The organism is Polymorphospora sp. NPDC051019, assembly GCF_040683055.1.
In the GTDB taxonomy this organism is placed as follows: Bacteria; Actinomycetota; Actinomycetes; order Mycobacteriales; family Micromonosporaceae; genus Polymorphospora; species Polymorphospora lycopeni.
The window spans coordinates 210,742-235,858 of sequence record NZ_JBFBCH010000009.1; the positions used below are offsets into that span (position 1 = coordinate 210,742).

The 25,117-nt window shown below is 70.6% G+C and carries 23 protein-coding genes and 1 riboswitch; of the genes, 5 read left to right on the forward strand and 18 right to left on the reverse strand.

The genetic code is table 11. The features are described 5' to 3' along the window. Nucleotides 1-67: 67 nt before the first annotated feature. The 7 genes from AB0M79_RS18490 to paaA all read right to left on the reverse strand — a co-directional run bounded on the left by AB0M79_RS18490 (nucleotide 68) and on the right by paaA (nucleotide 6,600). On the reverse strand, nucleotides 68-1,195 hold the full coding sequence (locus AB0M79_RS18490) for a hypothetical protein (RefSeq protein ID WP_364214756.1): 1,128 nt from the start codon (nucleotides 1,193-1,195) through the stop codon (nucleotides 68-70). A gap of 315 nt (nucleotides 1,196-1,510) precedes the next feature. After that, nucleotides 1,511-2,698, reverse strand: coding sequence for a cyclic dehypoxanthinyl futalosine synthase (mqnC, locus tag AB0M79_RS18495; RefSeq protein WP_364214759.1), 1,188 nt, complete (start codon nucleotides 2,696-2,698; stop codon nucleotides 1,511-1,513). 104 nt (nucleotides 2,699-2,802) lie between these two features. After that, nucleotides 2,803-3,906 carry a 1,2-phenylacetyl-CoA epoxidase subunit PaaE gene (paaE, locus tag AB0M79_RS18500; RefSeq protein ID WP_364214762.1) on the reverse strand — a complete coding sequence of 368 codons (1,104 nt, stop codon included), beginning with the start codon at nucleotides 3,904-3,906 and terminating at the stop codon, nucleotides 2,803-2,805. Between the two features lie 51 nt (nucleotides 3,907-3,957). Then, on the reverse strand, nucleotides 3,958-4,491 hold the full coding sequence (paaD, locus tag AB0M79_RS18505; protein ID WP_364214765.1) for a 1,2-phenylacetyl-CoA epoxidase subunit PaaD: 534 nt from the start codon (nucleotides 4,489-4,491) through the stop codon (nucleotides 3,958-3,960). Next, the gene (paaC, locus tag AB0M79_RS18510; RefSeq protein WP_364214768.1) at nucleotides 4,488-5,213 is read right to left on the reverse strand and encodes a 1,2-phenylacetyl-CoA epoxidase subunit PaaC; all 726 of its coding nucleotides are present in this window, start codon (nucleotides 5,211-5,213) and stop codon (nucleotides 4,488-4,490) included. Before paaC ends, paaD begins: the two co-directional genes overlap by 4 nt. Further along, nucleotides 5,210-5,506, reverse strand: a complete 297-nt coding sequence (gene paaB, locus AB0M79_RS18515; RefSeq protein ID WP_364214771.1) for a 1,2-phenylacetyl-CoA epoxidase subunit PaaB — start codon at nucleotides 5,504-5,506, stop codon at nucleotides 5,210-5,212. The genes paaC and paaB overlap by 4 nt, the downstream gene beginning before the upstream one ends. Next, nucleotides 5,503-6,600, reverse strand: coding sequence for a 1,2-phenylacetyl-CoA epoxidase subunit PaaA (gene paaA, locus AB0M79_RS18520; protein ID WP_364214774.1), 1,098 nt, complete (start codon nucleotides 6,598-6,600; stop codon nucleotides 5,503-5,505). The genes paaB and paaA overlap by 4 nt, the downstream gene beginning before the upstream one ends. Nucleotides 6,601-7,007: 407 nt before the next feature. Between paaA and AB0M79_RS18525 the strand changes: the two genes are divergently transcribed. Both AB0M79_RS18525 and AB0M79_RS18530 read left to right on the forward strand, forming a co-directional pair. Continuing rightward, nucleotides 7,008-7,955, forward strand: a complete 948-nt coding sequence (locus AB0M79_RS18525) for a serine hydrolase (RefSeq protein WP_364214777.1) — start codon at nucleotides 7,008-7,010, stop codon at nucleotides 7,953-7,955. Between the two features lie 117 nt (nucleotides 7,956-8,072). Further along, nucleotides 8,073-8,900, forward strand: coding sequence for a serine hydrolase (locus AB0M79_RS18530; RefSeq protein WP_364214961.1), 828 nt, complete (start codon nucleotides 8,073-8,075; stop codon nucleotides 8,898-8,900). 39 nt (nucleotides 8,901-8,939) lie between these two features. Here the strand turns inward: AB0M79_RS18530 and AB0M79_RS18535 are convergent, their stop codons facing one another. The 4 genes from AB0M79_RS18535 to AB0M79_RS18550 form a co-directional block, all read right to left on the reverse strand. Beyond that, entirely contained in the window at nucleotides 8,940-9,788 is an 849-nt protein-coding gene (locus AB0M79_RS18535) for a menaquinone biosynthesis protein (RefSeq protein ID WP_364214780.1), read from the reverse strand. Then, the gene (locus AB0M79_RS18540; RefSeq protein ID WP_364214783.1) at nucleotides 9,781-11,136 is read right to left on the reverse strand and encodes an MFS transporter; all 1,356 of its coding nucleotides are present in this window, start codon (nucleotides 11,134-11,136) and stop codon (nucleotides 9,781-9,783) included. The genes AB0M79_RS18535 and AB0M79_RS18540 overlap by 8 nt, the downstream gene beginning before the upstream one ends. A gap of 42 nt (nucleotides 11,137-11,178) precedes the next feature. Continuing rightward, nucleotides 11,179-11,757, reverse strand: a complete 579-nt coding sequence (locus AB0M79_RS18545; RefSeq protein ID WP_364214786.1) for a winged helix-turn-helix domain-containing protein — start codon at nucleotides 11,755-11,757, stop codon at nucleotides 11,179-11,181. 92 nt (nucleotides 11,758-11,849) lie between these two features. Continuing rightward, nucleotides 11,850-13,919, reverse strand: a complete 2,070-nt coding sequence (locus tag AB0M79_RS18550) for an AAA family ATPase (protein ID WP_364214789.1) — start codon at nucleotides 13,917-13,919, stop codon at nucleotides 11,850-11,852. A gap of 239 nt (nucleotides 13,920-14,158) precedes the next feature. Between AB0M79_RS18550 and AB0M79_RS18555 the strand changes: the two genes are divergently transcribed. After that, nucleotides 14,159-14,425: a helix-turn-helix transcriptional regulator gene (locus tag AB0M79_RS18555; protein WP_364214792.1), complete on the forward strand. Its 267-nt coding sequence runs from the start codon at nucleotides 14,159-14,161 to the stop codon at nucleotides 14,423-14,425. A 137-nt stretch (nucleotides 14,426-14,562) separates the two neighbouring features. Further along, the gene (locus AB0M79_RS18560; RefSeq protein WP_364214795.1) at nucleotides 14,563-15,789 is read left to right on the forward strand and encodes a serine hydrolase domain-containing protein; all 1,227 of its coding nucleotides are present in this window, start codon (nucleotides 14,563-14,565) and stop codon (nucleotides 15,787-15,789) included. 60 nt (nucleotides 15,790-15,849) lie between these two features. Here AB0M79_RS18560 and AB0M79_RS18565 read toward each other — a convergent pair whose 3' ends face one another. From AB0M79_RS18565 to AB0M79_RS18580, 4 genes are all read right to left on the reverse strand, one after another. Beyond that, nucleotides 15,850-16,692, reverse strand: a complete 843-nt coding sequence (locus AB0M79_RS18565; protein WP_364214964.1) for an ABC transporter ATP-binding protein — start codon at nucleotides 16,690-16,692, stop codon at nucleotides 15,850-15,852. Nucleotides 16,693-16,736: 44 nt separating this feature from the next. Beyond that, nucleotides 16,737-17,849 (reverse strand): iron ABC transporter permease, encoded by a 1,113-nt coding sequence (locus AB0M79_RS18570; RefSeq protein WP_364214967.1) that lies wholly within the window; start codon nucleotides 17,847-17,849, stop codon nucleotides 16,737-16,739. Between the two features lie 62 nt (nucleotides 17,850-17,911). Continuing rightward, a complete protein-coding gene (locus tag AB0M79_RS18575) occupies nucleotides 17,912-18,847 on the reverse strand; it encodes an ABC transporter substrate-binding protein (protein ID WP_364214797.1) in 936 nt (311 codons plus the stop codon). Between the two features lie 109 nt (nucleotides 18,848-18,956). Beyond that, a riboswitch (cobalamin riboswitch) is annotated at nucleotides 18,957-19,017 on the reverse strand. 338 nt (nucleotides 19,018-19,355) lie between these two features. Next, complete coding sequence (locus AB0M79_RS18580) at nucleotides 19,356-21,218, reverse strand: M14 family zinc carboxypeptidase (RefSeq protein WP_364214800.1); 1,863 nt, start codon at nucleotides 21,216-21,218, stop codon at nucleotides 19,356-19,358. A gap of 212 nt (nucleotides 21,219-21,430) precedes the next feature. Between AB0M79_RS18580 and AB0M79_RS18585 the strand changes: the two genes are divergently transcribed. Continuing rightward, on the forward strand, nucleotides 21,431-22,765 hold the full coding sequence (locus tag AB0M79_RS18585; RefSeq protein WP_364214803.1) for a C39 family peptidase: 1,335 nt from the start codon (nucleotides 21,431-21,433) through the stop codon (nucleotides 22,763-22,765). Nucleotides 22,766-22,816: 51 nt separating this feature from the next. On the opposite strand, the gene AB0M79_RS18590 is transcribed toward AB0M79_RS18585, so the two are convergent. From AB0M79_RS18590 to mqnE, 3 genes are all read right to left on the reverse strand, one after another. Then, nucleotides 22,817-23,146, reverse strand: a complete 330-nt coding sequence (locus AB0M79_RS18590) for a DUF4229 domain-containing protein (protein WP_364214806.1) — start codon at nucleotides 23,144-23,146, stop codon at nucleotides 22,817-22,819. A gap of 113 nt (nucleotides 23,147-23,259) precedes the next feature. Continuing rightward, nucleotides 23,260-23,682, reverse strand: coding sequence for a hypothetical protein (locus AB0M79_RS18595; protein ID WP_357540629.1), 423 nt, complete (start codon nucleotides 23,680-23,682; stop codon nucleotides 23,260-23,262). Nucleotides 23,683-23,819: 137 nt separating this feature from the next. Continuing rightward, nucleotides 23,820-24,989 (reverse strand): aminofutalosine synthase MqnE, encoded by a 1,170-nt coding sequence (mqnE, locus tag AB0M79_RS18600; protein WP_364214809.1) that lies wholly within the window; start codon nucleotides 24,987-24,989, stop codon nucleotides 23,820-23,822. Nucleotides 24,990-25,117 lie beyond the last annotated feature (128 nt).

A 25,117-nucleotide genomic window follows, 5' to 3' on the forward strand; every position in this document is an offset into this window, starting at 1 on the left:
AGTCAACAGCCACGGGCGAGGTGGTTGCCCACCCCGCCCGTGACGCCCTGCTATCTATGTACGACCGTCAGGCGGTCGGCTTCTCGTCGCCGGGGGTCACCAGGACCACGCGGCGACGGCGGGAGATCAGGAACATCGCGCCACCGGCGGCGACCACGGCCAGGCCGATGCCGCTCAGGAGGCCGGCCTGCACACCGGTCACCGGCAGTCCGCCACCGCCGCCGTTACCGTCGGCGGCCTTGACGAACACGGTGAACTCGTCGGAGTTGTCGGTCCAGTCGGCGTCCTTGGCGAGCACGCCCTCGACGCCCTGCGGCAGTTCGACCGCCTGCGGGGCGCGGCGGGCCAGCATCCGCTCCGACATCTGGTAGCCCTCGACCACGGCGAGGCCGCCGGTCAGGTTGACACCGGCCTCGGCGTCGTCGGCGACCTTCACCGGCAGGGCGAAGGTGTACGCGGAGAAGACGTCGTCCTCGGTGGACTCGTCCTGGTCGACCGGGATGAGCGGCAGGTCCCGCCAGTCGCAGACCGCCTCGGAGGCGGTGAACTCGCAGCCGGCGAAGTCGTCCGGGAACTGCTCGACGATCACGCTGTCGAAGGTGGCGTTCTCGGGCAGGGCCGCGGTCACCGTGAAGCCGCCGGCGGCCCGGTCGCCCTGGTTGCCGACCTCGATCACCAGCGCACCGGTCTCGCCGGGCTGGAGCGTACCGGTGGTGCCGTCCTGGTTGACCGGTACGTCGGCGGCCCAGACATAGAGGTCGGGGCCGTTGCCGCCGATGGTCACCGGCGCGGTGACGGTGTTGTTCTTCAGGTTGGGGTCGGTGGTCTCGGTCTCGACCGAGATGGTGATCGAGCCCGGCGACTCCGCCGACTCGACGTTCTTGCGGACCAGGGCGACCGGGACGTCGAAGTCCTCGCCCGGCTTCAGCTCGTCCGGGGTGATGCCGCAGATGAGCTTGCTGTCCACCGGCTCGTTGCAGCCGCCACCGAAGTGCACGACGTCGACGAGGTTGGTGTCGAGGTCGGAGAAGTCGACCGTGATGGTCAGACCGGTGGCGGTGGTCGTCTTGCTGTTGTTGATCAGCGACGCGAACGCGGCCTTGCCGGACGCGCCGGCGGCGATGGTGGTGCCACTGAGCTTGACCTCGACGTCGGCCGTGTCGTCAGCGAAGGCGGGCGTGGCGAAGGCGCCCACCGCGACGAGGCCGAAAGCGCCTGCACCGACACGCGCGAGAGCGCGGTTTCGGAAGATCATGTTGGGGTGCCCCCATGGCGGTAGGGAAGATACGACCGGGGACGTTAGTGGTCACCGTCGGCCGGCGCTACCCCGTGATCCAGTGGTGATGACCAGGGCATCTAAGACAGACTTAAAAGAATGTCCAAATTGATGACTATTGCCACGAGAGATCCGCCGGCGATTCACCAGGGCAGCTCGAATGATCTACCGAATCGCCGGCCAACTACCACCCGAATGGCCGATCTCGAATATGACCGAGAGATCATTCTCCCATTACTGGGCGTCAACCAAAGGCAGCGTCTTCACACCGCCACCGGGCAACGCGATCGACGAGAAATGCGACACGACGCGCTCGTCCGACGGATCTTCGGCCGGCGTACGGTGCACCGCGAGGTGGTTGTAGAGGGTGTCCCGCTGCGCCGGGACACGACCGGCCGACCGGATCATCCAGATCAACTCGTGCAGGTTCGACCGGTGCCGGGCACCCGCCGACGAGATGACGTTCTCCTCCAGCATGATCGAACCGAGGTCGTCGACGCCCATGTGGAGGGCGAGCTGGCCGACGTCCTTGCCGGTGGTCAGCCACGACGCCTGCAGGTGCGGCACGGTCTCGAAGAAGAGCCGGGCCACCGCGATCAGCCGCAGGTATTCCAGGGTGGTCGCCTGGGTGCGGCCCTTGAGGTGGTTGTTCTCCGGCTGGTAGGTCCACGGGATGAAGGCCCGGAAACCCTTCGTACGGTCCTGCACGTCACGGATCATCCGCATGTGCTCGATCCGCTCGGCGTTGGTCTCACCGGTGCCCATCATCATCGTCGCGGTCGACTCGACACCCAGCGTGTGCGCCAACTCCATCACCTCGAGCCAGCGGGCGCCGGACTCCTTCAGCGGCGCGATCGCCTTACGGGGCCGGTCGGGCAGCATCTCGGCGCCGGCACCGGCGATCGAGTCGAGGCCCGCCGCCTTGATCCGGGTGATCGCCTCCTCCAGCGACACCCCCGACACCTTAGCCATGTGCAGGATCTCGCTCGGCCCGATCGAGTGGATCGCCAACTGCGGGTAGGCGGTCTTGACCGAGGAGAACAGCTCCTCGTAGTACTCCACGCCGTAGTCCGGGTGGTGGCCGCCCTGGAGCATCACCTGCGTCGCGCCCAACTCGACGGCCTCGGCGCAGCGGCGCAGGATCTCCTCGGTCGGGTGGGTCCAGCCCTCGGCATGCTTCGGTGCCCGGTAGAAGGCGCAGAACTTGCACGCCGTCACGCAGACGTTCGTGTAGTTGATGTTGCGGTCGATCAGGTAGGTGACGATGTTGTCCGGGTAGCGGCGCCGGCGCACCGCGTCGGCCGCCTCACCGAGCGCGTGGAACGGCGCGTCGGTGTAGAGCAGCAACGCCTCCTCGGGCGTGATCCGCCCACCGTCGGCGCCGCGCTGCAGGATGCTCTCGATCTCCCGGCTCTCAGTCACAGGTCCGAGCCTACGTCGGCACCGCCCCCCACCGGCATCCAGCGCCCGCCGATGTGACCCGTGCTCCCCGGACCGGGCCGCCCGACCGTCGGACGGCCGGCCGGTCAGGCGTCGTAGTCGACGACGAGGCGGTCGGTCATAGGACTCGACTGGCAGGTGAGAACGTAACCGGCGGCAACCTCGTCGGGCTCCAGCGCGTAGTTGCGCGCCATCGACACCTCGCCCTCGACGACCTTCGCCCGGCAGGTCGAGCAGACCCCACCCTTGCACGCGTACGGCAGCTCGCCCCGGACCCGCAGCGCGGCGTCGAGGACCCGTTCGTCGGCCCCCATCCGCAGGCTCGACGCCCGCCCGTCGAGCACGATCGTCACCTCGGTGCCCCCCTCGGTGCCGGCCGGCCGGGCCGGTGGCGCCGGCACCTCGTCGACGTGGAACAACTCCGAGTGCACCGACCGCGCCGGCACCCCCCGCCCGGCCAGCACCGTCGTGGCCCCGGTGACCAGGCCGTACGGTCCGCACAGGAACCACTCGTCGATCCGCTCGACCGGCACGACCGAGTCGAGCAGCCGGTTCAGCCGGTCGTCGTCGATCCGACCGGACAGCAGCGGCGACTCGCCGGGCTCACGGGACAGCACGTGCACCAGGTGCAGCCGGGCCGGATAACGGTCCTTCAGGTCGGCCAGTTCCTCGGCGAACATCACGGTCCGGGCGTGCCGGTTGCCGTACACCAGGGTGAACCGGCTGCCGGGCTCGACCGCCAGGGCGGTCGCGACCAGGGACAGGACCGGGGTGATGCCGGAACCGGCGGCGACCGCGCCGTAGTGCCGGACCCGGCCCGGATCGAAGTCGGTGGTGAAATGCCCGAGCGGCGGCATCACGTCGATGGTGTCACCGGCCCGTAGCGCGCGGCTGGCGAAGCTGGAGAACGCACCCCCCGGGATCTCCTTGACCCCGATCCGCAGCCGGCCGTGGTCGGCCAGGTCGGCGGGCGTGGAGCAGATCGAGTACGACCGCCGCACGTCGGCGCCGTCCTCGACCCGGCGTACGGTCAGGTGCTGGCCGGCCCGGAAGGCGAAGAGCGGGCGCAGCTCCGGCGGCACGTCGAAGGTGATCGCCACCGCCTCGTCGGTGAGCCGGTCGACGGCCCCGACGGGCAGCGGATGGAAGGTCGGCCGGCGCCGCGCCGGCCTACTGATCGTCACGCTCACGCCGCCACCTCGCTCCGCTCGCTCACCACTGAACCAACCCGTTCGCTCGGCTCACAGCGCCTTCACCTGGTCGAAGGGTTCCCGGCAGGACCGGCACCGCCAGAGCGCCTTGCAGGCGGTGGAGCCGAACCGGCTGATCTGCTCGGTGTCGAGCGCACCGCAGTGCGGGCACCGTACGGCCAGCGGCACCGCGACCGGCCCCGCCGGCCGGGCCGGGCCGGGTGGGGCGATGCCGGCGGCGGCGAGCTTGGCCCGTCCCCCGACGGTGATCCAGTCGGTGCTCCACGGCGGCGCGAAGACGGTACGTACCTCACCGTCCGGGTGGCCGGCGGCGGCCATCGCCCGGTGGATGTCGGCGCGGATCACGTCCATGGCCGGGCAGCCGGTGTACGTCGGGGTGATGGTCACCGTGACCCGCCCGGTCGCCGGGTCGGTGCTGACGTCACGCAGGATGCCGAGTTCGGCGATGGTGACCACCCGGATCTCCGGGTCGACGACCGCGGCGACGGCGGCCCGGACGTCCGGGCCGGCTCCCGCGTCAGGGGTGGTGGCGGTGCGGCCGGTGGTGGCGGGTAGGGCGGTCACCAGCTCGCCCCCGGATGGGCGCGGTGCAGCACCTGCATCTCGGCCAGCAGGTAGGACAGGTGCTCGGTGTGCACACCGGTCCGCCCACCGGCCGGTCCCCAGCCGTCGGCCGGACGGCGCAACGTCGCCTCGGTCAGCACACCCTCGATCGTGGACAGCCAGGCGCCCCGCAGGTTGGCCGGATCGACCGGGGCGGCCGGATCGGCGGCGAACAGCTCGTGCGTGTACGGCCACAGTTCGTCGACGGCCGCCTGGACCCGGCGGTGCGACTCCTCGGTGCCGTCCCCCAGCCGTATCGTCCACTGTGAACTGTGGTCGAGGTGGTAGGCCGACTCCTTGCGTGCCTTGGCGCCGATCGCGGCGAGCCGCTCGTCGTCGCCCTCGGCGAGTGCGGCGTACAGCGGCAGTTGCCAGGCCGACAGGAACAACAGCTTGACGATCGTGACCGCGAAGTCGGCGTCCGGTAGCTCGACCAGCAGGCAGTTGCGGAACTCCCGGTCGTCGCGCAGGAAGGCGAGCGCGTCCTCGTCGCGGCCCGCCCCCTCCAGCTCCCCGGCGTACGTCAGCAGCAGCCGGGCGGCACCGAGCTGGTCGAGGGCGATGTTGGCCAGCGCCACGTCCTCTTCCATCTCCGGGGCGGCGGCGTACCACTCACCGAGCCGCTGCGCGGCGATCAGCGCGTCGTCGGCGATGGCCAGCACGTGGTCGACGGAGGGCTTCACAGGTGGTCCACCCCGTCGGGTACGTCGTAGAAGGTGGGATGGCGGTAGACCTTGTCGGCGGCGGGGTCGAAGAAGGCGTCCTTCTCGTCGGGGCTGGACGCGGTGATGGTGCTCGCCGGCACCACCCAGATCGACACCCCCTCCTGCCGCCGGGTGTAGAGATCACGGGCGTTACGCAGGGCCATCGACGCGTCGGGCGCGTGTAGGCTGCCGACGTGGGTGTGCGACAGCCCGCGCCGGGCACGTACGAAGACCTCCCACAACGGCCAACCGGCCTCGCTCCGTTCGGTCATGCGGCCATCTCCCGTACCCGTTGGCGTTCGGCCTGTTTGGCGGCGTAGGCCGCCGCCGCGTCGCGGACCCAGGCCCCGTCGGCGTGCGCCCGGCGCCGGTGGGCGATCCGGTCCCGGTTGCACGGCCCGTCCCCCTTGATCACCCGCATCAGCTCGGCGTAGTCGGGCTGGGTGTAGTCGTGCGCCTGCCGTTCGTCGTTCCAGCGCAGGTCGGGATCGGGCAGGGTGAGGCCGAGTACGCCGGCCTGCTGCACGCACATGTCGACGAACCGCTGGCGCAGTTCGTCGTTGGAGAAGCGCTTGATCTTCCAGGCCATGGACTGGGCGGTGTGTGGCGAGTCGGTGTCCGGCGGGCCGAACATCGCCAGCGAGGGATACCACCAGCGGTCGATGGCATCCTGCGCCATCGCCTTCTGGGCGGGCGTGCCGTGCGCGAGTACGTGCAGGATCTCGAAGCCCTGCCGCTGGTGGAACGACTCTTCCTTGCAGATGCGGATCATGGCGCGGGCGTACGGCCCGTACGAGCAGCGGCACAGCGGCACCTGGTTGACGATGGCCGCGCCGTCGACGAGCCAGCCGATCGCCCCCACGTCCGCCCACGACAGGGTGGGGTAGTTGAAGATCGAGCTGTACTTCTGCCGGCCCTCGATCAGCATCTCGACCAGTTCGTCCCGGTTGATCCCGAGCGTCTCCGCGGCCGCGTAGAGGTAGAGCCCGTGCCCGGCCTCGTCCTGGACCTTGGCCAGCAGGATCGCCTTGCGCTTGAGGGAGGGGGCGCGGCTGATCCAGTTGCCCTCCGGCTGCATCCCGATGATCTCGGAGTGGGCGTGCTGGGCGATCTGCCTGATCAGCGTCTTCCGGTAGGAGTCGGGCATCCAGTCCCGCGGCTCGATCTTCTGGTCGGCCGCGATCACCGAGGTGAAGTAGTCGTGCATGGTCGCCTCGTCGGCGCCCGCCGGGTCCGGAGCGTCGCCCCGGCCCGCGTGGAGGTCCCGCCGGGCGGCATCCCGTAGCGCCGCCTCGGCCGCCTCGACCTCGCCGAGCAGTCCCGCTGCCGGCCCCTGGTCGGGGCCGGGAAAGTCGTTGCCGTACACCCAGCAAGTGTTACAGCTGCAACGACTTCGGGCAACGCGGTGTCACACGGCTGAGACTCCGACAACCCTCGGTAGCGGATCGTGGACCGCCCGTGACGCCGCAATCCACTGTGGAGGAATGAAGCGGATCACATCGGGACCAATTTTCTGGATCTCTTGCCCCAAAAGGGTTTAATGCCGACGCACTTCATCGAGGCTTAAGAAACTCGGCCTCGGCCAGCCCCTGGTTGCCGACGTAGGCTCTGCACGTCCACCCCTCCGGCCTCGACCGCAGGCGCCGGCCCTACCACCCCCCGGCAGGGTCACGACCAATCCGGCAACACCGGTGGCGCACGGTCACGGTCTGTAACACAAGCCCTGGTTCGCCGTACCGCACCAACGGCCCCGACCCCTGGAGCCAACCCCTCATGCGTCCTCGCGTGGTCCTGATCCTCGCCGCCGCCGTGCTGGTTCTCACCGGCGTACTGCTGATCCCCACCGCGTCCGCCCGCCTCACCGGCACGTCGGGCGCGGACGCCAGCGCGCCCGCGACCATCGCGCCACCGGCACCCGCCCCGTTGACCCTGGCCGCGGGGCCGGTCGACGTGCAGATCGACGGCTTCCTCTCGTGGGCCCTGCTCGACCGGGCGACCGGCAACATCACCGGGTCGGACAACGTGACGGCGACCAACTCGGCCGAATCGATGATCAAGATCTGGTTCGCCGCCGACGTACTCCGGCTCGCGACCGAGAGCGGGGCCGAGCCGGACCAGGTTCTGCTCGATGCGGCCAGCGCCGCGATCCGGGACAGCGACGATCCGGCCACCAACATGCTCTACCGCCTGGCCGGCGGCCCGGCCTCCCTCCGGCGGATGATCGAGATGTGCGGGTTGACCGAGACCCGGCCGGTGATCCCACCCGACGCCACCGTCGTCTGGTGGAGCTACACCGAGATCTCGGCCCGGGACGCGGTACGCCTCGGCGAGTGTGTCGCGGACGGCACCGCCGCCGGCCCGCGGTGGACCCAGTGGGTGCTCGACGAGATGGCCCAGGTGCGCGGCACGACCGCCAGGCAGGATCAGCTCCCCACCCGGGGCGGCGGGCGCTGGGGGATCATCGACGGCCTGCCCGACGAGATCGTCGAGAACGGTTCGGTCGGCATGAAGAACGGCTGGACGCTGATCCACGCCGACGGGCTGTGGCACCTCAACTGCCTCGCCACCGCCGACGAATGGGTGCTCGCCGTGCTCATGCGCTATCCCGGCGGGCACGGCCTCGACTACGGGGCGAACGTCTGCCGCAACGTCACCAGCCAGCTCGTGGTCCCGGCTCCGGGCGCGGCGCTCAAGATCCCACAACCACTCGTCGAAGGCTGACCGGTGCCGGAATCTTCCACATCGCCCGAAGCCACCACCGCACCCGGCGGCCCGACCCGCCCACGCCGGCCGAAGTCCCCGTGGCGGGCCGTCGGTGTCGCGGCCGCGCTCCTCGGGGTGCTGGCGACCGGCCTGCTGCTCCTGCCCGACTCGCCGCTGCGCGCCGACGCCGCCCCGAGCTGGCACGGTCCCGGCAGCCCGGTCACCACGTCACCCGCCACCCCGTCCGCCAGCCCCGAACCGCCGCCACTGGACGTACGACCCACCGACGTCGTGATCGAGACGACCGGTTGGTGGTCGTGGTCGATGATCGACCAGCGGACCGGAGCCGTGTACGGCTCGGAGAACATGACCGAGACCAGCACGACCGCCTCGATGATCAAGTCGTGGGTCGCGGCGGACTACCTGCGCCGGGCCGCCGAGAAGGGCGAGACACCGGGCGAGAGCCGGATGGCGCAACTGACGGCAATGATCCGCGACAGCGACAACGAGGCGACCCAGATCGTCTACGACGAGCTGGGGCGGGCCACCTCGATCAAGCGGTTGATCGAGATCTGCGGCCTGACCGACAGCGAACCGGCCGAGGACGGCGCGTGGAGCCGTACCCAGCTGTCGGCGCGGGACACCGCCCGCATGGGTGTCTGCATCACCGACGGCCGGGCCGCCGGCTCGAAGTGGACCAAGTGGCTGCTCAACGAGATGCGCCTGGTACGCGGCACCGGCGACTTCGGCATCCGGGCCGCGTTCCCCACCGAGATCCGCAAGACCATCGCGATCAAGAACGGCTGGGTCGATCGGCAGGCCGAAGAGGAATACCACGTGAACTGCCTGGCGATCGGCGACGGCTGGACGGCCGGGGTGCTGACCGCGTATCCCATCCAGCTCGGCCAGAGCCACGGCGCCAAGATCTGCAAGCAGGTCGGCGAGCAACTTCGGGCGGACTGACCCGGCACCGGGTCAGCGACCCGGCGCCGGCCGACCGGCTCAGTTGGTGAAGAAGACCGGCCCCTCGTCGGGCAGTGCCGGCACGGCCCCCAGGGTGGCGGCCCGCCGGGCGAACTCCCGCAGCCCGGCCACCTGGCGGTCGCCGAGCGAGAAGTCCAGCGACCGGAAGTACGACGCCAGCGTCGCGGCGTCGTACGGCTCCCAGCGGGCGGCGGACTCGGCGACCTCGTCGAGTTCGGCGAGACACAGGTCGCGCGAGCGCAGGAACGCCTCGTGCACCTCCTTCACCAGGCCGGGATGGCCGGCGGCGAAGTCGCGCCGGGCCGCCCAGACGGCGAAGACCATCGGCAGGCCGGTCCAGTCCCGCCACTCCTGCCCGAGGTCGGTGACGGTGAGGCCCTGCCGGGGCGCCTCGTAGAGGGCCCGCAGCGCCGCGTCGCCGATCAGCACACCGGCGTCGGCCTCCAGCAGCATCTGGGTCAGGTCCGGCGGGCAGGTGAAGTATTCGGGGTGGGCGCCGTACCGCTCCCCGATCAGCATCCGGGCGAGCATCACACCGGTCCGCGAGGTGGAGCCGAGGGCGACCTTCGCGCCGTCGAGGTCGGCGAGCGGGCGGGTCGAGACGACGTTGACCGACAGCACCGGCCCGTCGCTGCCGACCGCGAGATCGGGCAGCAGCACCAGGTCCTGCGCGTGACGCAGGTATTCGACGACGGTGATCGGGCCGATGTCGAGGTCACCTTCGACCAGGGCGGCGCTGAGCCGTTCCGGGGTGTCCTTGTGCAGGTCGACGTCGATCAGGGCGCCGGACCGCATCAGCCCCCAGTAGATCGGCAGGCAGTTGAGGAACTGGATGTGCCCGACCCTGGGCCTCCGAAGATCACTCATGGTTGCCACCGTATCCGGCCCCGGTGGCCACCGGCCGGGAGACCTGCCCGGTTGTGGCGGACGGCGCAGCCTCGGCCCCCTCCCCGGCCGCCACCCGGTGGTCCGTAGGGGCGGCGTCGAGCCGCACCGCCCGGGTCGCCCGGACGGTCGACGGCACCAGCGCGAGGACGACCGCGACCCCGGCCAGCCCGGCAGCGGCGAACAGCGGCCGGATCGGCACCTGCTCGACCAGCACGCCGCCGGCGAAGAACCCGAACATCCCGGCCGCCTGGATGGTGCCGCCGAAGGTGGCGAACGCCCGGCCCCGACTTTCGGCCGGTACCCGGTTGGCCATCGCGACCCCGCTGAAGACGTTCATGCCGCCGTTGAACAGACCCGCCAGCACCCAGAGCGGGATCAGCCACAGGGCCGTGGCGACCACCGCGGCGACCGGCAGCAGCAGGCACACCACGCCGAGTTGGACCAGCACTCCCCACACCAGGAACCGGTCGTCGGCGGTGCGCCGCGCCAGCCGGGCGAACAGCCAGGCACCGACGAGCATGCCGGCCATCTCCACCGCCTCGATGATCCCGAAGACGGTCTCGGAGGCGCCGAGCGTCTCCCGTACCAGGAAGACGTGCGCGACGTTGATCGCACCGACGGCGCCGACCACGGCGGCGATCGCGACCACCATCGCCCGCAGCAACGGATCGTGCCACAACGACCAGGTCGCGGCCGGTCGCCCGCCGTCGCCGGTGCCGGCGGGCGCCGCGGCACCACCCCGCCGGGTACGCAGCAGCAGCCCGGCCGCCACCAGGGCGAGGTAGCTGACCGCGTCGATCAGCAGCGGGATGGTGGCGCCGAACTGGCCGACGAGCACCCCGGCCAGGGCGGGCCCGGCCATCATGCCGGCGGTGGCGGCGGTCTGGTTGACCGCGCCGGCCCGGGGCAGGTCCTCCTTGCGGACCATCGCCGGCACCAGCGCGGCGAGGGTCGGCTGGGTGACGGCGAGCCCGACGGAGAGCAGCGTCACCAGGGCGATCACCGCGACCGGATGGCTGACGAAGGCCAGTGCCGCGCAGGTCACCGCCTGACCGAGGCCGGCGATCACCAGCACCGTACGGCTGTCGACCCGGTCGGCGATCCGGCCGGCGACCGGGGCGAGCGCCGCCATCGGGATGGTCTTGGCCAGCAGCAGTGCGGCGACGGCGAACCCGCCCGCGCCGGAGCCCTGGAGGGCGAGCACGAGCGCGGTGGCGGCGAGGAAGTCGCCGCAGGTCGAGACGCCCCGCGCCACGGCCGCGAGGTAGACGTCGGACCAGCGCGAGGGCGGTTCGGGGGCAGCCGCGCCCGCAGATGTGAAGGACATACTTCGAAAATAATCCTTCACATCTGTCGAGGGCAAGCGGTGTCAGTCCATCGGCACCGTCGCATAGTGGACAACCACCGGCCGGCTGCCGGCCGGCGGGTCGGCCTGCCGCTCGCGCCGCCGGTACGGCGCCAGCAGCTCGAACACCTTCGCGTTGACCTCCCGCAACTCCTCGGCGGTGAGCAGCAGGACCGGTCCGGCGATCACCGCGGCGTCGTACCACTCGGCCGGCTCGTCGTGCGACCGCCGCACCCAGTCCCGTAACCGCCCGAGATCCCGCTCCAGGAAGACGTTCACCAGGGTCTGTTCGGCCGCCTGGGCCTCGGCGTCGTGACCCGCGTCGATCGACCAACCCCGCATCGTCGCCCGCCACACCCGTTCCCGGGCGTCGCCCCGGCTCGGCGCGTGCTCCACCAGCCCGAACTTCGCCAGCTCACGCAGGTGGTAGCTGGTGGCGCTGGGCGACAGGCCGACCAGCTCGGCGACCTCGGTGGCGGTCACGTCCGACCCGGTGCTGCTCAGGTGCTCCATGATCTCCAGGCGGGCCGGATGTGCCAGCGCCCGCATCACCTTGGGATCACTGATCGTCAGCCGGCGCTGCTCGTCGTCACCGTCGCTCATCGTGAAATGATCCCGCGCCCACCCCGGACGCCGCGACCGAGGCCACGACGAACCCGGGCCGTGCGGCGTGGCCGGATGCCGGCTCGGGCTTGCTAGCCGGTCAGCGCGGCCGGCAGCGGCTCGGTGTGCAGCACACTCAGCCGGGAGACGGCCCGGGTCAGGCAGACGTAGAGCCGGTGCAGGCCGCGCGGCTCGGCGGCCACGATCGCGGCCGGTTCGGCGACGACGACATGGTCGTACTCCAGGCCCTTCGCCAGCGTGGCGGGCACCACCGTGACCGCGCCGTCGTCCGGGTCGGCCAGGTCGGCGGTCTTCAGCCCGGCCGCGTCCAGCGCCGCCCGCAGCGCCGGGATCTGCCGGTCGGCCGCGATCAGGCCCACCGAACCCGGGTACGCGGTCGCGGCCCGCACCTCGGCGACGACGGCGGCCGTCAGGTCGGCCACGGCGCGTACGGCCAACTCGCCGTCCCGGCGCAGCGACACCGCCGGCGGCACGTCGACCTCCAGGGCCGGCAACAGCCGGTTGGCCAGCGCGACCACCGCCTCCGGCACCCGGAACCCGGTCGTCAGCGGAATGACCGCGGCCTCGGGCTTGCCGAGGTGTCGCAGCGACTCGGCCCAGTCGGCGGCGGCCCACGGCGCGGTGCCCTGGGCCAGGTCGCCGAGCAGGGTGATCGAGCCGTGCGAGGTACGCCGGGCGATGGCCCGGCAGTGCATCGGGGAAAGGTCCTGCGCCTCGTCGAGCACGATGTGGCTGACGCTCGACTGGCGTTCGAGCAGCCCGGCGGCCTCGTCGAGGAGTACCAGGTCGGCCGTGCTCCACTTAGCGCCGCGGACCGTACGCGGCGGCTTCGGCCAGACCAGCGCGGCCCGCTCCTCGGCGGTGAGCACCCCGTCGGCCGCCGCGGCGAGCAACTGTGGGTCGGTGAGCAGGTCGAAGACCAGCGTCTCCGGGGTCACCGCCGGCCAGCAGGCGTCGAGGAACTCCACCACCGGCCGGGCCTTGCCCATCCGGCGCTGCCAGGACTCCGGTGGCGACTCACCGCTGCGCGACTCGGCCTGCCGTTGCAGGAGCGCCACCGTACGGGCCCGGACCCGCTCCCGGCCCAGCGTGTACGGCAACTCCTCCCGCCGTACGTCGTCAACGAGCCGGCGCAGCACCCCCTCGTCGATCCGCCACCGGTAGGCGCCGTCGGAGATCTGGATCGGCCCGGCCGGGCGGCTCAGCCGCGCCCACAGCGCCCGGTGCAGCACGGTCGCCATCCGCGGATCGTGCTTGACCACCTCGGTCTCCACCGGGTCGGTGCCGCGTACCGGCACCCGGGCGATCAGGTCGTCGATCGTCGACTGCTTCACCTCCAGCTCGCCGAGCGCCGGCAGGACGGCGGCGATGTAGCCGAGGAACGCCTGGTTCGGCCCCACGATCAGCACACCGGACCTGCGCAGCCGTTCGCGGTGCAGATACAGCAGGTACGCCGCCCGGTGCAGCCCCACGGCGGTCTTCCCGGTGCCCGGCGCCCCCTGCACGCAGATCGACGTGTCGAGGTCGGCCCGGACCAGTTCGTCCTGCTCCGGCTGGATGGTGGCGACGATGTCACGCATCGGGCCGACGCGCGGCCGCTCGATCTCCTCGATCAGGATGCGGCTCGTGGTGCCCAACTCCTCGCCCCGGTCCAGCCGCTCGTCCTCGAAGCTGGTCAACTCGCCACCGGCGAACCCGAACCGGCGCCGGACCCGTACGCCCTGCGGCTCGCGGGCACTTGCCCGGTAGAACGCCCGGCTGACCGGCGCCCGCCAGTCGAGTACGAGAGGTTCGCCGAGCGGGTCGGTGACATGCCGGCGCCCGATGTGGAACCGGCCGGTCGTGGCCGCGTCTTCCGGGGCGAGGTCCGGCCGGTCCCCGGAGCCGGCATCCGAACGCCGCTCCGGGGCGAAGTCCAGGCGGCCGAAGAACAGCGGGGTGTTCGGGTCGTCGGCGAGTTCGGCGACCCGCCGGGCCAGTGCGATGCCGAGCGTCTCGGCGGCGAACGGGTCCCCGGCGATCGACGCGCCACTGGCGTAAAGCTGCTCGGCCCGCAGCCGCATCGCGTGCAACGCGGTGCGGGACGTGGCCAGGTGAGCCCGCTCGTCGGCGAGCTGACTGTCGAGATCGGTGGACGGCATCGGGTTCGGCACCTCCCGGGTCGATGTCTTGACCTGGGCCGCCCGGCCCCCCGCGCCAGCGGTACCGGCAGTGCCCGGCGCGGCGACGCCACGCACGAGCGAACCACTCTACGACCTGGTTCGCGTCCTGGTTAGTCCTTTTCAGCAACCCGGCCGGTCCACGACGCGGTTGCCGACCAGACCCACGCGAGTTAATAATATCCTTAACTACGGGGTGGCCAGCGGAGTGGGAGATCCTGATGACCGGCGGGCAGAGGGCCTTCGATGCGGCGGTCGGCGAGATGCTTGACCAGGCTCGCGGCTGGCGACTCGCCGAGTTGCGGAAACACCGTGGGATGACCCAGGAGCAGGTTGCTTCTCGCATGGGAGTCTCCGTCGCACGGGTGTCGCAGATCGAGGCCGGAAACGTCTCCACCCAGGAAGTGCTGGGTCGCTACATCGCCGCACTCGGCGGCACGCTCAAGCTGATCGCCGATTTCGGCGACGAGCGACTCAAGGTCGCCTGACCCAGGGCCTCGCCGGTCGGAACCGAGCGTTCTCCCACCTGGGTAGGACCGAATGATCGATAGGTGGTAGGAGTCGCGCCGCCCCGGGTAACGGAAAGATGGATGATGTCGGATCCGTCGTCCACTGGGGAGGACATGTGGGAAATCCGTACCGGAAGATCTTCGCCGCGGCGTGCGCGGCGACCCTGAGTGTGGTGCTCGTCGCCACCGGCTCGCCGGCCGTGGCCGCGCCGGCCAACGACCTGCAGACCGGGCTGGACCGGATCACCGCGGCCGGCATGGTCGGCACGTTCGCGGAGGTCCGGGACGGCAACGGCCGCTGGTCGCGGGCCAGCGGGGTCGCCGACATCGACACCAACCGCAAAATCCGCCCCACCTACCAGCACCGGGTGGGCAGCATCACCAAGACGTTCACCGCCGTCGCGCTGCTCCAGCTCGTCGGCGAGGGCCGGCTCGACCTCGACGCGCCGGTCGGCCGTTACCTGCCCGACCTCGGGCGCGAGGGCGTCACGGTACGGATGCTGCTCAACCACACCAGCGGCATCGGCAACTACACCAACGCCATCTTCGCCACACCCGAGCAGCTCGTGGCGGCCCAGAGCAAGACGTTCCAGCCCCGTGAGCTGGCCCGCGTCGGCCTGGACATGCCGGCGACGAACGCACCGGGCGAGCGCTTCAGCTACTCGAACACCAACTACATCCTCGCCGGGCTGATCCTGGAGAAGATCACCAGGCTGCCGGCCGCGCTGGAGATCAGCCGTCGGGTGATCTGGCCGACCGGGCTGTGGCAGACGTACTTCCCGGGCCGGACGCCACGCATCCTGCTGCCGCACGCGAAGGCGTACGTCCCGTGGACCGAGACCGAACTGCGGGACTTCAGCGTCTTCAACATGTCGTGGGGCTGGATGGTCGGTGACCTGGTCTCGACCACCAGTGACCTGAACAAGTTCTACCGGGCTCTGCTCACCGGCAAGTTGCTGCGTCCGGCGCAACTCGCCGAGATGCAGAAGACGGTTCCGTTCGTCCCGGAGTTCCCCGAGGCGGGTGGCTACGGCCTGGGCCTCTACAGCAATGCGCTGCCGTGCGGCACGGTGTGGGGTCACGACGGGCAGGTGTTCGGCCACAACGCGATCTCACTGCACTCCCCGGACGGGACCAGGCAGTTCACGTTGATGCAGAACATGACGCACTACCAACTGCCCGGCCAGCCGGATCCGATCTCGCAGGCACTGGTGGAAACACTGATCACCGCCCTGTGTGGCGCGGACTCCGCCGGCCCGGCCACGCTGCGGTCGGAGCAGCCGGTACGGCTGTTCACCCCGGCGACGGACGCGGCACCGAAGCTCACACCGGCAACGAACTGACCGTTCGCCGCCGGTATCCGGGGGTGCCCGCCGTGGCGGGCACCCCCGGTTCTCGTCGATCTAGGTCTTGTGGTGGCCCAGGCCGACCGAAATGCCGGAAGCATCCCCTTGATCGGCGCCCGCGCCGCCATCTGCGCGTGCCACGATCCGCGGTCGGACCGGTACGACCAGGGGACCGTGGTCGCCGAGGATGACCCGTACCCGGGCCCGGTAGTGGGTGGCGAGCAACTCCTCGGTGAGCACGTCCTGCGGTGGACCGGCCGCGACGACCCGGCCGTCGGCGAGCAGCACCATCCGGTCGGCGTACTCGCCGGCCAGCGACAGGTCGTGCATGGTGGCGAGCACGGTGAGACCGTGGTCGCGGCGAAGCTGGTCGACGAGTTCGAGCACCTCCTGCTGGTGCCCGATGTCGAGCGCGCTGGTCGGTTCGTCGAGCAGCAGCAGGGTGGCCCCCTGGGCCAGCGCCCGGGCCAGGAAGACCCGCTGGCGCTCACCGCCGGACAGGGTGGCGAGCTGCCGGTCGGCGAACCGGTCGAGATCAAGTTGCCCGAGTACGTCCCGGACCGCCGCCAGGTCGGCGGCCGACTCCCGCCCGAGCGGCGCGATGTACGGCGTACGGCCGAGCAGCGTGTAGTCGAAGACGGTCATGCCCGGCGGTACGGCCGGCATCTGCACCACGGTCGCGACGATCCGGGCCCGGTCCCGGCGGCGGAGCGCGCCGGCCGGCGTACCGAAGAGGGAGATGGCGCCGGTGGCGGGCAGCAGGCCGCCGACGGCGCGCAGCAGGGTCGACTTGCCGGCCCCGTTGGGGCCGATGACGGTGACCCATTCGCCGGCGTGGACGGTGAGGTCGACGTGGTCGACGATCCGGTTTCCGGAGAGGTCGACGCAGAGCCCGGCCACCTCGACGGCGGCCGGTCCCGGCGGCGGCGCCGGGACACCCGCCGTCACACCGACACCCGCTTGGCACGGCGCAGGACGAGCACGAAGAACGGCGCGCCGAAGAACGCGGTGACCACCCCGATCGGGATCTCGGCGGGGGCGGCGGCGGTACGGGCCACCAGGTCGGTCAGCGCGAGGAAGGCGCCGCCGAAGAGCATCGACAGCGGCAGGATGGCCCGGTAGCTGGTGCCGGCGAGCAGCCGTACGGCGTGCGGAACGATGATCCCGACGAAGCCGATCAGACCGGAGACCGAGACGGCGGCGGCGGTGCCCAGCGAGGCGGCGGCGAGCAGCAGGTAGCGGGAGCGCTGCGGGTGCAGGCCGAGGCTGGCGGCCTCCTCGTCGCCGACCGACAGTACGTCGAGTTCGCGCCGGTGCAGGAGCACGATCGCCGCGGTGACGGCGGCGTACGGCAGCACGATGAGCACGTCGTGCCAGCCGGCGGTGGCGACCCGGCCGAGCAGCCAGGAGTAGACCTCGCGGATGTTGTCGACGTTCTGCTGGAGCAGGTAGGTCTGGCCGGCGGCGAGGAACGCGGAGACGGCGACGCCGGCGAGGATCAGGGTGGCCGGGCTACGGTCGCGGCCGCCCGCGACACCGAGCAGGTAGGTGAGCAGGACCGCGCCGACGGCGCCGACGAAGGCGGCGAGCGGCACGGTGACCGGCAGGCCGGCGGTGGCGTCGCCGGCCGTGGCGGGGCGCAGCGCGATGACGGCGGTGACGGCGAGGCCGGCGCCGGCCGCGACGCCCAGCAGGTGCGGATCGGCCAGCGGGTTGCGGAACACACCCTGGTAGCAGCCGCCGGCGAGGGCGAGCATGCCGCCGACGAGCAGGCCGAGGACGACCCGGGGCAGCCGGAGTTCGGTGACGATGGCGGCTTCCCGGGCGGTCAGTCCACTGTCGATGTCGACACCCGGAATGAGGTTGAGCAGTTCGGCGGCGACGCTCAGCGGGGGCAGGCTGATCGGCCCGAGCGCGAGGCCGGCGACGGCGGCGACCAGCACGGCGCCGAACCCGGCGATCAGCCAGCCCGGACGCAGCCCCGCCGGGCGCGGGCCGGATGCCGGGGAGCCGGGCCGGGCCACACCCGATGCCCGGTCGGGGCCGGCGCGCCCCATCCGAATGGACTTCGCCCGGCCCGCGGTCGCGGGCCGGGCGGAATCCGCCGGAGGGCGCAACGTCACGCGGGGACCTTGCTGACCGCGTCGACGATGGCGCGTACGAGGTCGACGACGCGCGGGCCCCAGCGGGACGCGATGTCGTCGTCGAGGGCGACGATCTGGTTGTTCTTGACCGCGGTCAGGTCGGCCCAGCCGGGCCGCGCCTTGACCGTCTCGGCCGACTGCTGGCAGCACTTGACGTCGGCGAGGAAGACGAAGTCGGGGTCGGCGCTGAAGAGCGCTTCGAGGCCGAGCTGCGGGTAGCCGCCGTTGGCGCCGTCCGGGTCGGCCGGATCGGCGACGTTGTCCAGACCGACGAGGCCGAACAGCGAGCCGATGAAGGTCTTGCTGGTCACCGTGTAGTAGGTCGGATCGAGCTCGTAGTAGTAGGTCAGCTTCTCCGACCGCTGCGGTACGTCCTTGACCAGCTTGGCGATCTCGTCGGCGATCCGGGTGGCCAGGTCGTCGGCGGCGTCCGGGTGTCCGGTGAGCGTGCCGAGTTCGCGGATCTGCCGGTACGTGTCGTCGAGGGTGGTCGCGGCCGCCGCGACGTACACCGGAATCTGGAGCCGGGTGAGCTGGTCCACGATCTTGTTGGTGTCGTTGGAGAGCACCACCAGGTCGGGCGCCTCGGCGGCGATCGCCTCGGCGTTGGGGTTGAATCCGGACAGTTCGCTCTTGGGCACCTCGGGCGGGTAGTTCGAGTTGTCGTCGACGGCGGTCACCTGCGACCCGGCGCCGATCCCGTAGAGCATCTCGGTGGCCGAGGGCGACAGCGAGACGATCTTCTCCGGCCGCTGGTCGAGGGTGACGGTGCCTACGGTGACCGGGTAGGTGGCGCTTTCGCTCGGCTGGCCGGCGGGCTCGTCGGCACCGGAGCCGCCGGCGCAGGCGCCGAGGGTCACGGCGACCGCGGCGGCGAACGCCGTGGCCAACATCCGGGTACGTCTGGACATCGTTCCTCCTGTCGGTCGAGGTTGTGTTGCATCGCCGACAGGGTTCGTTGGGCGCCCCGCCCGCGAGGCACCCTTCCTCGAGAGCGCGGTTCGCGACCGGCGCAGGCGACCTGGCTCGTCCCCGCGTAGGGGGCATCACAGTTGCGGGACAGCGCCGGAATCACACCGGCTTCGCTGCGGACGGTCGCTAGCACGGTAGCGCAAACCCCTTGACCCGCCCCAGAACCGTGTCCAGCAACTCACCCCCACAGACCGGAAACCCACCCACGACCAGGGCAACCACCCAAAAACCGATCCCAACCACGCTGACAAGCCAAGACCGGCCCCGACCACGCTGACAAGGCAAAGCCGATCCCGACCAGGGTGACAAGGCCAGAGGGAGTTCGCGCGGGCGCCCTTTGCCCGCGCGAACTCCCCAAGGGCTGGGTGGGCGGGGTATGCCCGCCCTGCCCGTCCGGGTTTTGACCTGAGGTGGTGCCGGCGGGCGAAGCCCTCCGGCACCACCTCCTTATGAAGCAGTAACAGTCACGTTGTCGACCGCCGCCTCGACGAGGCTGGCGCCGGAGGCGTCGGCGGCCTGGACCAGGATCCGCACCGACTGTCCGGCGTACGGGGTCAGGTTGAGGTTGGCCGCCGTCCAGGTGCCGTTGCGGTTGCTGGCCGCCCCGTTGACGTTGAGGAGTTGGGTGGTGCCGCCGTTGTGCACGACGCTGATCCGGAAGTAGTCGGCCGACGACGAGTTGGAGCCGTGCGCCAGGTACCAGTTGAGCCGCAGGCTCAGCGTCCCGCTGGCGGGCAGCGTGATCGCCGGGGACCGGGCGCTGGTCACCCCGCCGTCGATGTCGTAGTCACCGGCGGCGGTGCCGGCGAGCCGTCCGGTGACGAGGTCGTTGCTGCCGGCGAACGGGGCGAGCTGCTTGGCGCCGGAGGAGTTGGTCGGCTGGGCCGTGCCGCGTTCCCACTGCCCGGAGGTGGCGGTGTCGGTGCCGTCCGGGTTGATGGTCCAGCCGGTCGCGGTCTCGAAGGTGTCGGACCAGACCGTGGTGCCGCCGCCTCCGCCGCAGTACTGGTCCTGCTTGCCGGTGGCCCGGTACGGGCAGTCGGCGTACTCGGCGAGGATCAGCACCGCTTCCCGGTTACGGGAGGTCTGGGCGGGGATGACCTCGTCGGGCGGGTAGAAGCCGCCGCCGCCGGCCGAGCCGGGGTACATCTCGAAGGTGTACGCCCAGATGCCGTGCTGTCCCCACATCCAGTCGATGCTGTCGCCGTCGGTGATGTAGAGGTCGGACGACTGTTCGGGGGTGTAGCCGTTGGTGGCCGCCATCTGCTGGCCGATGGTCTGGAAGACGGCCTGCTGGTCGGCGTTGAGGCCGGGTGCGGTGTTGGCGGTGGTGTAGCCGAACGGCCAGAGGACGAGTTCCGAGTAGGTGTGGAAGTCGATGTTGGCCTTGAGTTGCTGGACGCCGCCGACGACCCGGCTGTTGACGAAGTTGCGCAGGGCCGCGGTCTCGGGCGCGGAGAACGCGGACGGGCCGCGGTAGGTGTCCGACGACGTGGAGCCGGACGAGCCGCCGCAGCAGCCCCAGTTGTAGCCCCAGTTGCGGTTGAGGTCGGTGCCGACGTACGAGGATCCGCTGTTGGGTTGGCGGTTCTTGCGCCACGAGCGGTAGGAGCCGGTGGCGATGTCGTACTCGCTGCCGTCGGGGTTGACGGTCGGGACGATCCAGATCTCCCGGCTGTTGACGATGTTGGTGATCCGCGAGTCGGTGCCGTAGTTGTCGGTGAAGAGGTTGAGCAGGTAGATCGCCATCTCGACGGTCAGGTGCTCGCGGGCGTGCTGCTGGGAGTTGAAGAGGATCTCCGGCTCGTTCTCGTCGGTGGCGACGTTGTCGGAGATCTTGATCACCGGCAGGTCCCGACCCTCGTACGAGGTACCGATGCTGCTCTTGCGGGCGATGGTCGGGTGGTCGGCGACCACCTTGTTCACGACGGCGATGAGTTCGGCGTAGTCGTGGTAGTTGGAATCGGCCGGCGGAAAGGCGTTGGTGCTGGCCCCGGTGCCCCGCGCGGGTGGTGCCGGTACGGCTTCGAGCTTGAAGCCGAGGGCGGCGATGGCCTCGGCCTCGGCGGGGGTGGCCGACACGTGGAGCCGGCCGTGCTCGACGTAGTCGATCGAGGCGCCGGTACGCGCGACCGCGTTGCGGTCGGCGAGGTCGTGCGGGCCGGTGACCCGGTATTCGGTGGTACCGCCGGTGGCGGCATCGGGTCGGGGATCGGCCGACACCGGGCTGACCACCGCGAACAGGCCGACCGCGAGGGCGGTGGCGAGGGTGGTGGCCCGCCGGGTCGATCCGGGGGTGCGCAACGGCATACAAACCTCCTGAGAGTGCGGAGGATCCCGCTTGTCGATGCATCACTGCACCACCCTTCACATGGTCATATCAACATGACTCACTCTCCGTTCCATGCCAGAGTGATCGTCACGCCGGCAAAGACTTTCCAACCGTTGGGGTCTGGCGAAAAATCTCTCCAAGCGGGATAGTGACGGGCAGATATCGACCCCCGACAAAATGCGGAGCCCTCATGGTCAGACCACGTCTCCGCGCGGTCGCCGTCGCCGGCGTCACCGCGTCCGCCCTCCTCGTCCCGGCCGCCCCCGCGCTGGCCACCGGGCCCCCCACCAGCCACGACGAGCAGATCACCTACCAGGAGTGGTCCAGCTTCCGCGACTGGCGCGGCGGCACCCACCGCGGCACCGTCGCCCTGCCCGGCCCGCGCACCGGCATCACGATGCTCAACCCCGCCGGCACCACCGAATACGCCGATCCGCACAGCGGCGAGACCCGGACCTGGAAATACTCCACCTGGACCTCACCGGTGACCCAGGTCGGCTTCGCGGCCAGCGAACTCGTTCCGTCCTGGAACGCCGTCACCCCCGAGGGCACCTGGATCCAGATCGAACTGCAGGGCACCTACAACACCGGAAACCAGACCCCCTGGTACGTGATGGGCCGCTGGGCCTCCGGCGACGAGGACATCAAGCGGACCAGCGTCAACCGCCAGGGCGACCCCTGGTCGACGATCTGGACCGACACGTTCTCGATCGACGACGTCGCGAACGGCGTGATGCTGACCGCCTACCAGTTCCGGCTGACCCTCTACCGGGCGCCGGGCCAGTGGCAGTCGCCGCGGGTGTTCATGCTCGGCGCGATGAGCTCGTACGTTCCCGACCGGTTCACCGTCACGCCGAGCGCCGGCGGCATCGCCTGGGGCCGGGAACTCGCCGTGCCACCCCGGTCGCAGATGATCCACCGGGGCAACTACCCGGAGTGGGGTGGCGGCGGGCAGGTCTGGTGCAGCCCCACGTCCACCACGATGGTGCTGGAATACCACGGCCGCGGACCGTCCACCTCGGACATGTCCTGGATCACGCCCGGCTACACCGACCCGCAGGTCGCCCACGCCGCCCGGATGACCTGGGACTACGCGTACGGCGGCGCCGGCAACTGGCCGTTCAACACCGCGTACGCGGCGACCTTCCCCGGCATCGACGCCCGGGTCACCCGGCTGCACTCCCTCGACGAGGTCGAACACTTCATCAAGGCGGGCCTGCCGGTGGTCACCTCGCAGTCGTTCCTCGCGAACGAACTCGACGGCTCCAACTACGGCACGTCGGGCCACCTGTTCACCATCGTCGGCTTCACCGCCGACGGCGACGTGATCGTCAACGACCCCGCGTCGTCGACGAACGCGGAGGTACGCAACGTCTACCAGCGCGAGCAGTTCGAGCAGATCTGGCTGCGCACCAAGCGGATCAACGCCAGCGGTGGCGTCTCCGGCGGCTCCGGCGGCATCGCCTACCTGATCAAGCCCTGGTGGAAGCCCTGGCCGAAGGTCGCCGGCTCGACCAACTGGTGAGCCCGGTGGGTCCGGCGCGGTCGACGATGCCCGCGCCGGACCCGCCGTACGTCAGCGGTCCGCGTCCGGCGACCGCTTGCCGGCGGCCGCGTCGTCGGTCGAGGCGTCGCCGGTCGCGGACGTGCTGCCAGCCGCCTGGTCGTCACCGGCCAGCGCCGAACGCAACTTCTCCTTCTCGGTACGACGCCGGGTGACGCTGTCGGACAGCTGCTCCGCCATCTGGTCGCGCAGCCCGCGCAGCAGGAAGAAGGCCAGCGCCGCCGAGATGATCACCGCCAGCATGAGCTTGACGAAGAGGTTCAGGGGAACCGGCCACAGTACCAGCGCGACCGCCAGGAACAACCCGAGCCGGCCCAGCGTGTACTTAACCCCGGGGCTCATGACAACTCCTCGCTACGCTCACATTTGCCATGAGTCACCCTGCGCCAGTCGATTCGCTCGCCACGCTCACTCATGACAACTCCTCGCCTCGCGCCCGCTCATGACAACTTCGATCAGCCGACCCGGTGGGCCAGCCACCGGATGCCGTAGAACCAGATCAACGAGTAGACCAGCGCGAACACCCCGGCCGCGAGCGAACCCGACGCCAGTGCCGGCAACTCCTCGGCGAGGCCGGCGGCCAGCAGCCCGGCGGTGATCGACACGGCGGCGGCGACCAGGGCCGCCGCGATCCGCGCCGGCCCGTACGACCATGCCCGGAACTCCTCGACGAAGATCCACGCCGGCAGGATGATCGCCAGCCAGCCGTTGGCCCGGCCGAACTCGCCCAGCCCCATCAGCGCGAAACCGGCGTCGAAGACCACCAGCGCGAGCACGCCGATGACCAGGCCCGCCAGGGCCACCCCGAGCAGGTCGGGTAGATGCTCTATGCGGCCTTCGGCGTCCCGCCGGGGATAGGTGGTCTTCTCCTCGGTCATGACGGCCGCCCGCAGCCGTCACGGACGAGCCTGGGCCGACCGATTCGCTCACTCATGACCAGTCGAGGGTAGCCGGGCCGGGGCGGCGTCCGGTCACCCGCCCGGACCGGCAGGTCACGGGCGGGTGGGACGGTGCGTCAGGCCCAGACCTGCTGCGGCTCGGCCCGCCGTTCGGCGAGCGACGGCGGGGCGTCGTACTCGTGGACCACGTTGTAGCGGGTGTCCCGCTCGACCGGCCGGAAGCCGGCGTCCCAGATCAGGTGCAGCAGGTCGTCGCGGTGCATGGTGTTGGGCGTGCCGTACGAGTCGGCGTCGTGGGTGATCTTGTATTCGACCACCGAACCGTCCAGGTCGTCGACGCCGAAGTTGAGCGACAACTGGGCCACCGACAGGCCGTGCATCACCCAGAAGCACTTGAGGTGCGGGATGTTGTCGAGCATCAGCCGGGACACGGCGAAGGTCTTCAGCGACTCGGCCGGGGACGCCATCGTCGTACGGGCCTGGATCCGGTTGCGGATCTTGCCATCGGCGGAGTCGACGAAGTCGTGCTGGTAGCGCAACGGGATGAAGACCGTGAAGCCGCCCGTCTCGTCCTGCAGCTCACGCAGCCGCAGCACGTGGTCGACCCGGTGGCGCGGCTCCTCGATGTGGCCGTAGAGCATCGTCGACGGCGTACGCAGCCCCTTCTCGTGGGCCAGCCGGTGGATCCGCGACCAGTCCTCCCAGTGGCAGGCGTGGTCGACGATGTGCTGCCGGACCTCCCAGTCGAAGATCTCGGCACCGCCACCGGTCAGCGACTCCAGCCCGGCGTCCATCAACTCGTCGAGGATCTCGCTGGCCGGCAGGCCGCTGATCTTCTCGAACCACTGGACCTCGGTCGCCGTGAACGCCTTGAGCTTGACCTTCGGCAGGGCGGCCTTCAGCTCGCGCAGCACCTTCGGGTAGTAGCGCCAGGGCAGGGTCGGGTGCAGGCCGTTGACGATGTGCAGCTCGGTGAGCTGCTCGTCCTCCATCTCCTTGGCCTTGCGGACCGCCTCCTCGATACGCATCGTGTACGCATCCTTCTCGCCCGGTTTGCGCTGGAAAGAGCAATAGGCGCAGGAGGCACTGCAGACGTTCGTCAGGTTGAGGTGCCGGTTGACGTTGAACATCACCCGATCGCCGTTCAACTCCGTACGTCGGTGGTGCGCCAGCCGGCCGAGCCAGGCCAGGTCGTCGCTGTCGTAGAGCGCCTCGCCGTCCTCGCGGGTCAGTCGCTCCCCCGCGTAGACCTTCTCCTCCAGCTCGCGCTTTCGTCCGACATCCATGCCCGCAACGCCCCTTCCGGCCAACTTCCCGGTCAGAGCCTACGTCCCGACGGGGGATCCGCCGACCGTCGGCCGGTGAGCAGCGACCCACTTCACCAACTTCTCAGGTACCTGTTACCCGTGACCCA

What these genes read in the sequence shown, in the direction of transcription:
- paaB (WP_364214771.1), bottom strand. Translation starts at nt 5,506, where the DNA reads ATGACCGAACGGAGCGAGGCCGGTTGGCCGTTGTGGGAGGTCTTCGTA.
- AB0M79_RS18525 (WP_364214777.1), top strand. Translation starts at nt 7,008, where the DNA reads ATGCGTCCTCGCGTGGTCCTGATCCTCGCCGCCGCCGTGCTGGTTCTC.
- AB0M79_RS18535 (WP_364214780.1), bottom strand. Translation starts at nt 9,788, where the DNA reads ATGAGTGATCTTCGGAGGCCCAGGGTCGGGCACATCCAGTTCCTCAAC.
- AB0M79_RS18540 (WP_364214783.1), bottom strand. Translation starts at nt 11,136, where the DNA reads ATGTCCTTCACATCTGCGGGCGCGGCTGCCCCCGAACCGCCCTCGCGC.
- AB0M79_RS18545 (WP_364214786.1), bottom strand. Translation starts at nt 11,757, where the DNA reads ATGAGCGACGGTGACGACGAGCAGCGCCGGCTGACGATCAGTGATCCC.
- AB0M79_RS18550 (WP_364214789.1), bottom strand. Translation starts at nt 13,919, where the DNA reads ATGCCGTCCACCGATCTCGACAGTCAGCTCGCCGACGAGCGGGCTCAC.
- AB0M79_RS18555 (WP_364214792.1), top strand. Translation starts at nt 14,159, where the DNA reads ATGACCGGCGGGCAGAGGGCCTTCGATGCGGCGGTCGGCGAGATGCTT.
- AB0M79_RS18570 (WP_364214967.1), bottom strand. Translation starts at nt 17,849, where the DNA reads ATGGGGCGCGCCGGCCCCGACCGGGCATCGGGTGTGGCCCGGCCCGGC.
- AB0M79_RS18575 (WP_364214797.1), bottom strand. Translation starts at nt 18,847, where the DNA reads ATGTCCAGACGTACCCGGATGTTGGCCACGGCGTTCGCCGCCGCGGTC.
- AB0M79_RS18580 (WP_364214800.1), bottom strand. Translation starts at nt 21,218, where the DNA reads ATGCCGTTGCGCACCCCCGGATCGACCCGGCGGGCCACCACCCTCGCC.
- AB0M79_RS18585 (WP_364214803.1), top strand. Translation starts at nt 21,431, where the DNA reads ATGGTCAGACCACGTCTCCGCGCGGTCGCCGTCGCCGGCGTCACCGCG.
- AB0M79_RS18590 (WP_364214806.1), bottom strand. Translation starts at nt 23,146, where the DNA reads ATGAGCCCCGGGGTTAAGTACACGCTGGGCCGGCTCGGGTTGTTCCTG.
- AB0M79_RS18595 (WP_357540629.1), bottom strand. Translation starts at nt 23,682, where the DNA reads ATGACCGAGGAGAAGACCACCTATCCCCGGCGGGACGCCGAAGGCCGC.
- mqnE (WP_364214809.1), bottom strand. Translation starts at nt 24,989, where the DNA reads ATGGATGTCGGACGAAAGCGCGAGCTGGAGGAGAAGGTCTACGCGGGG.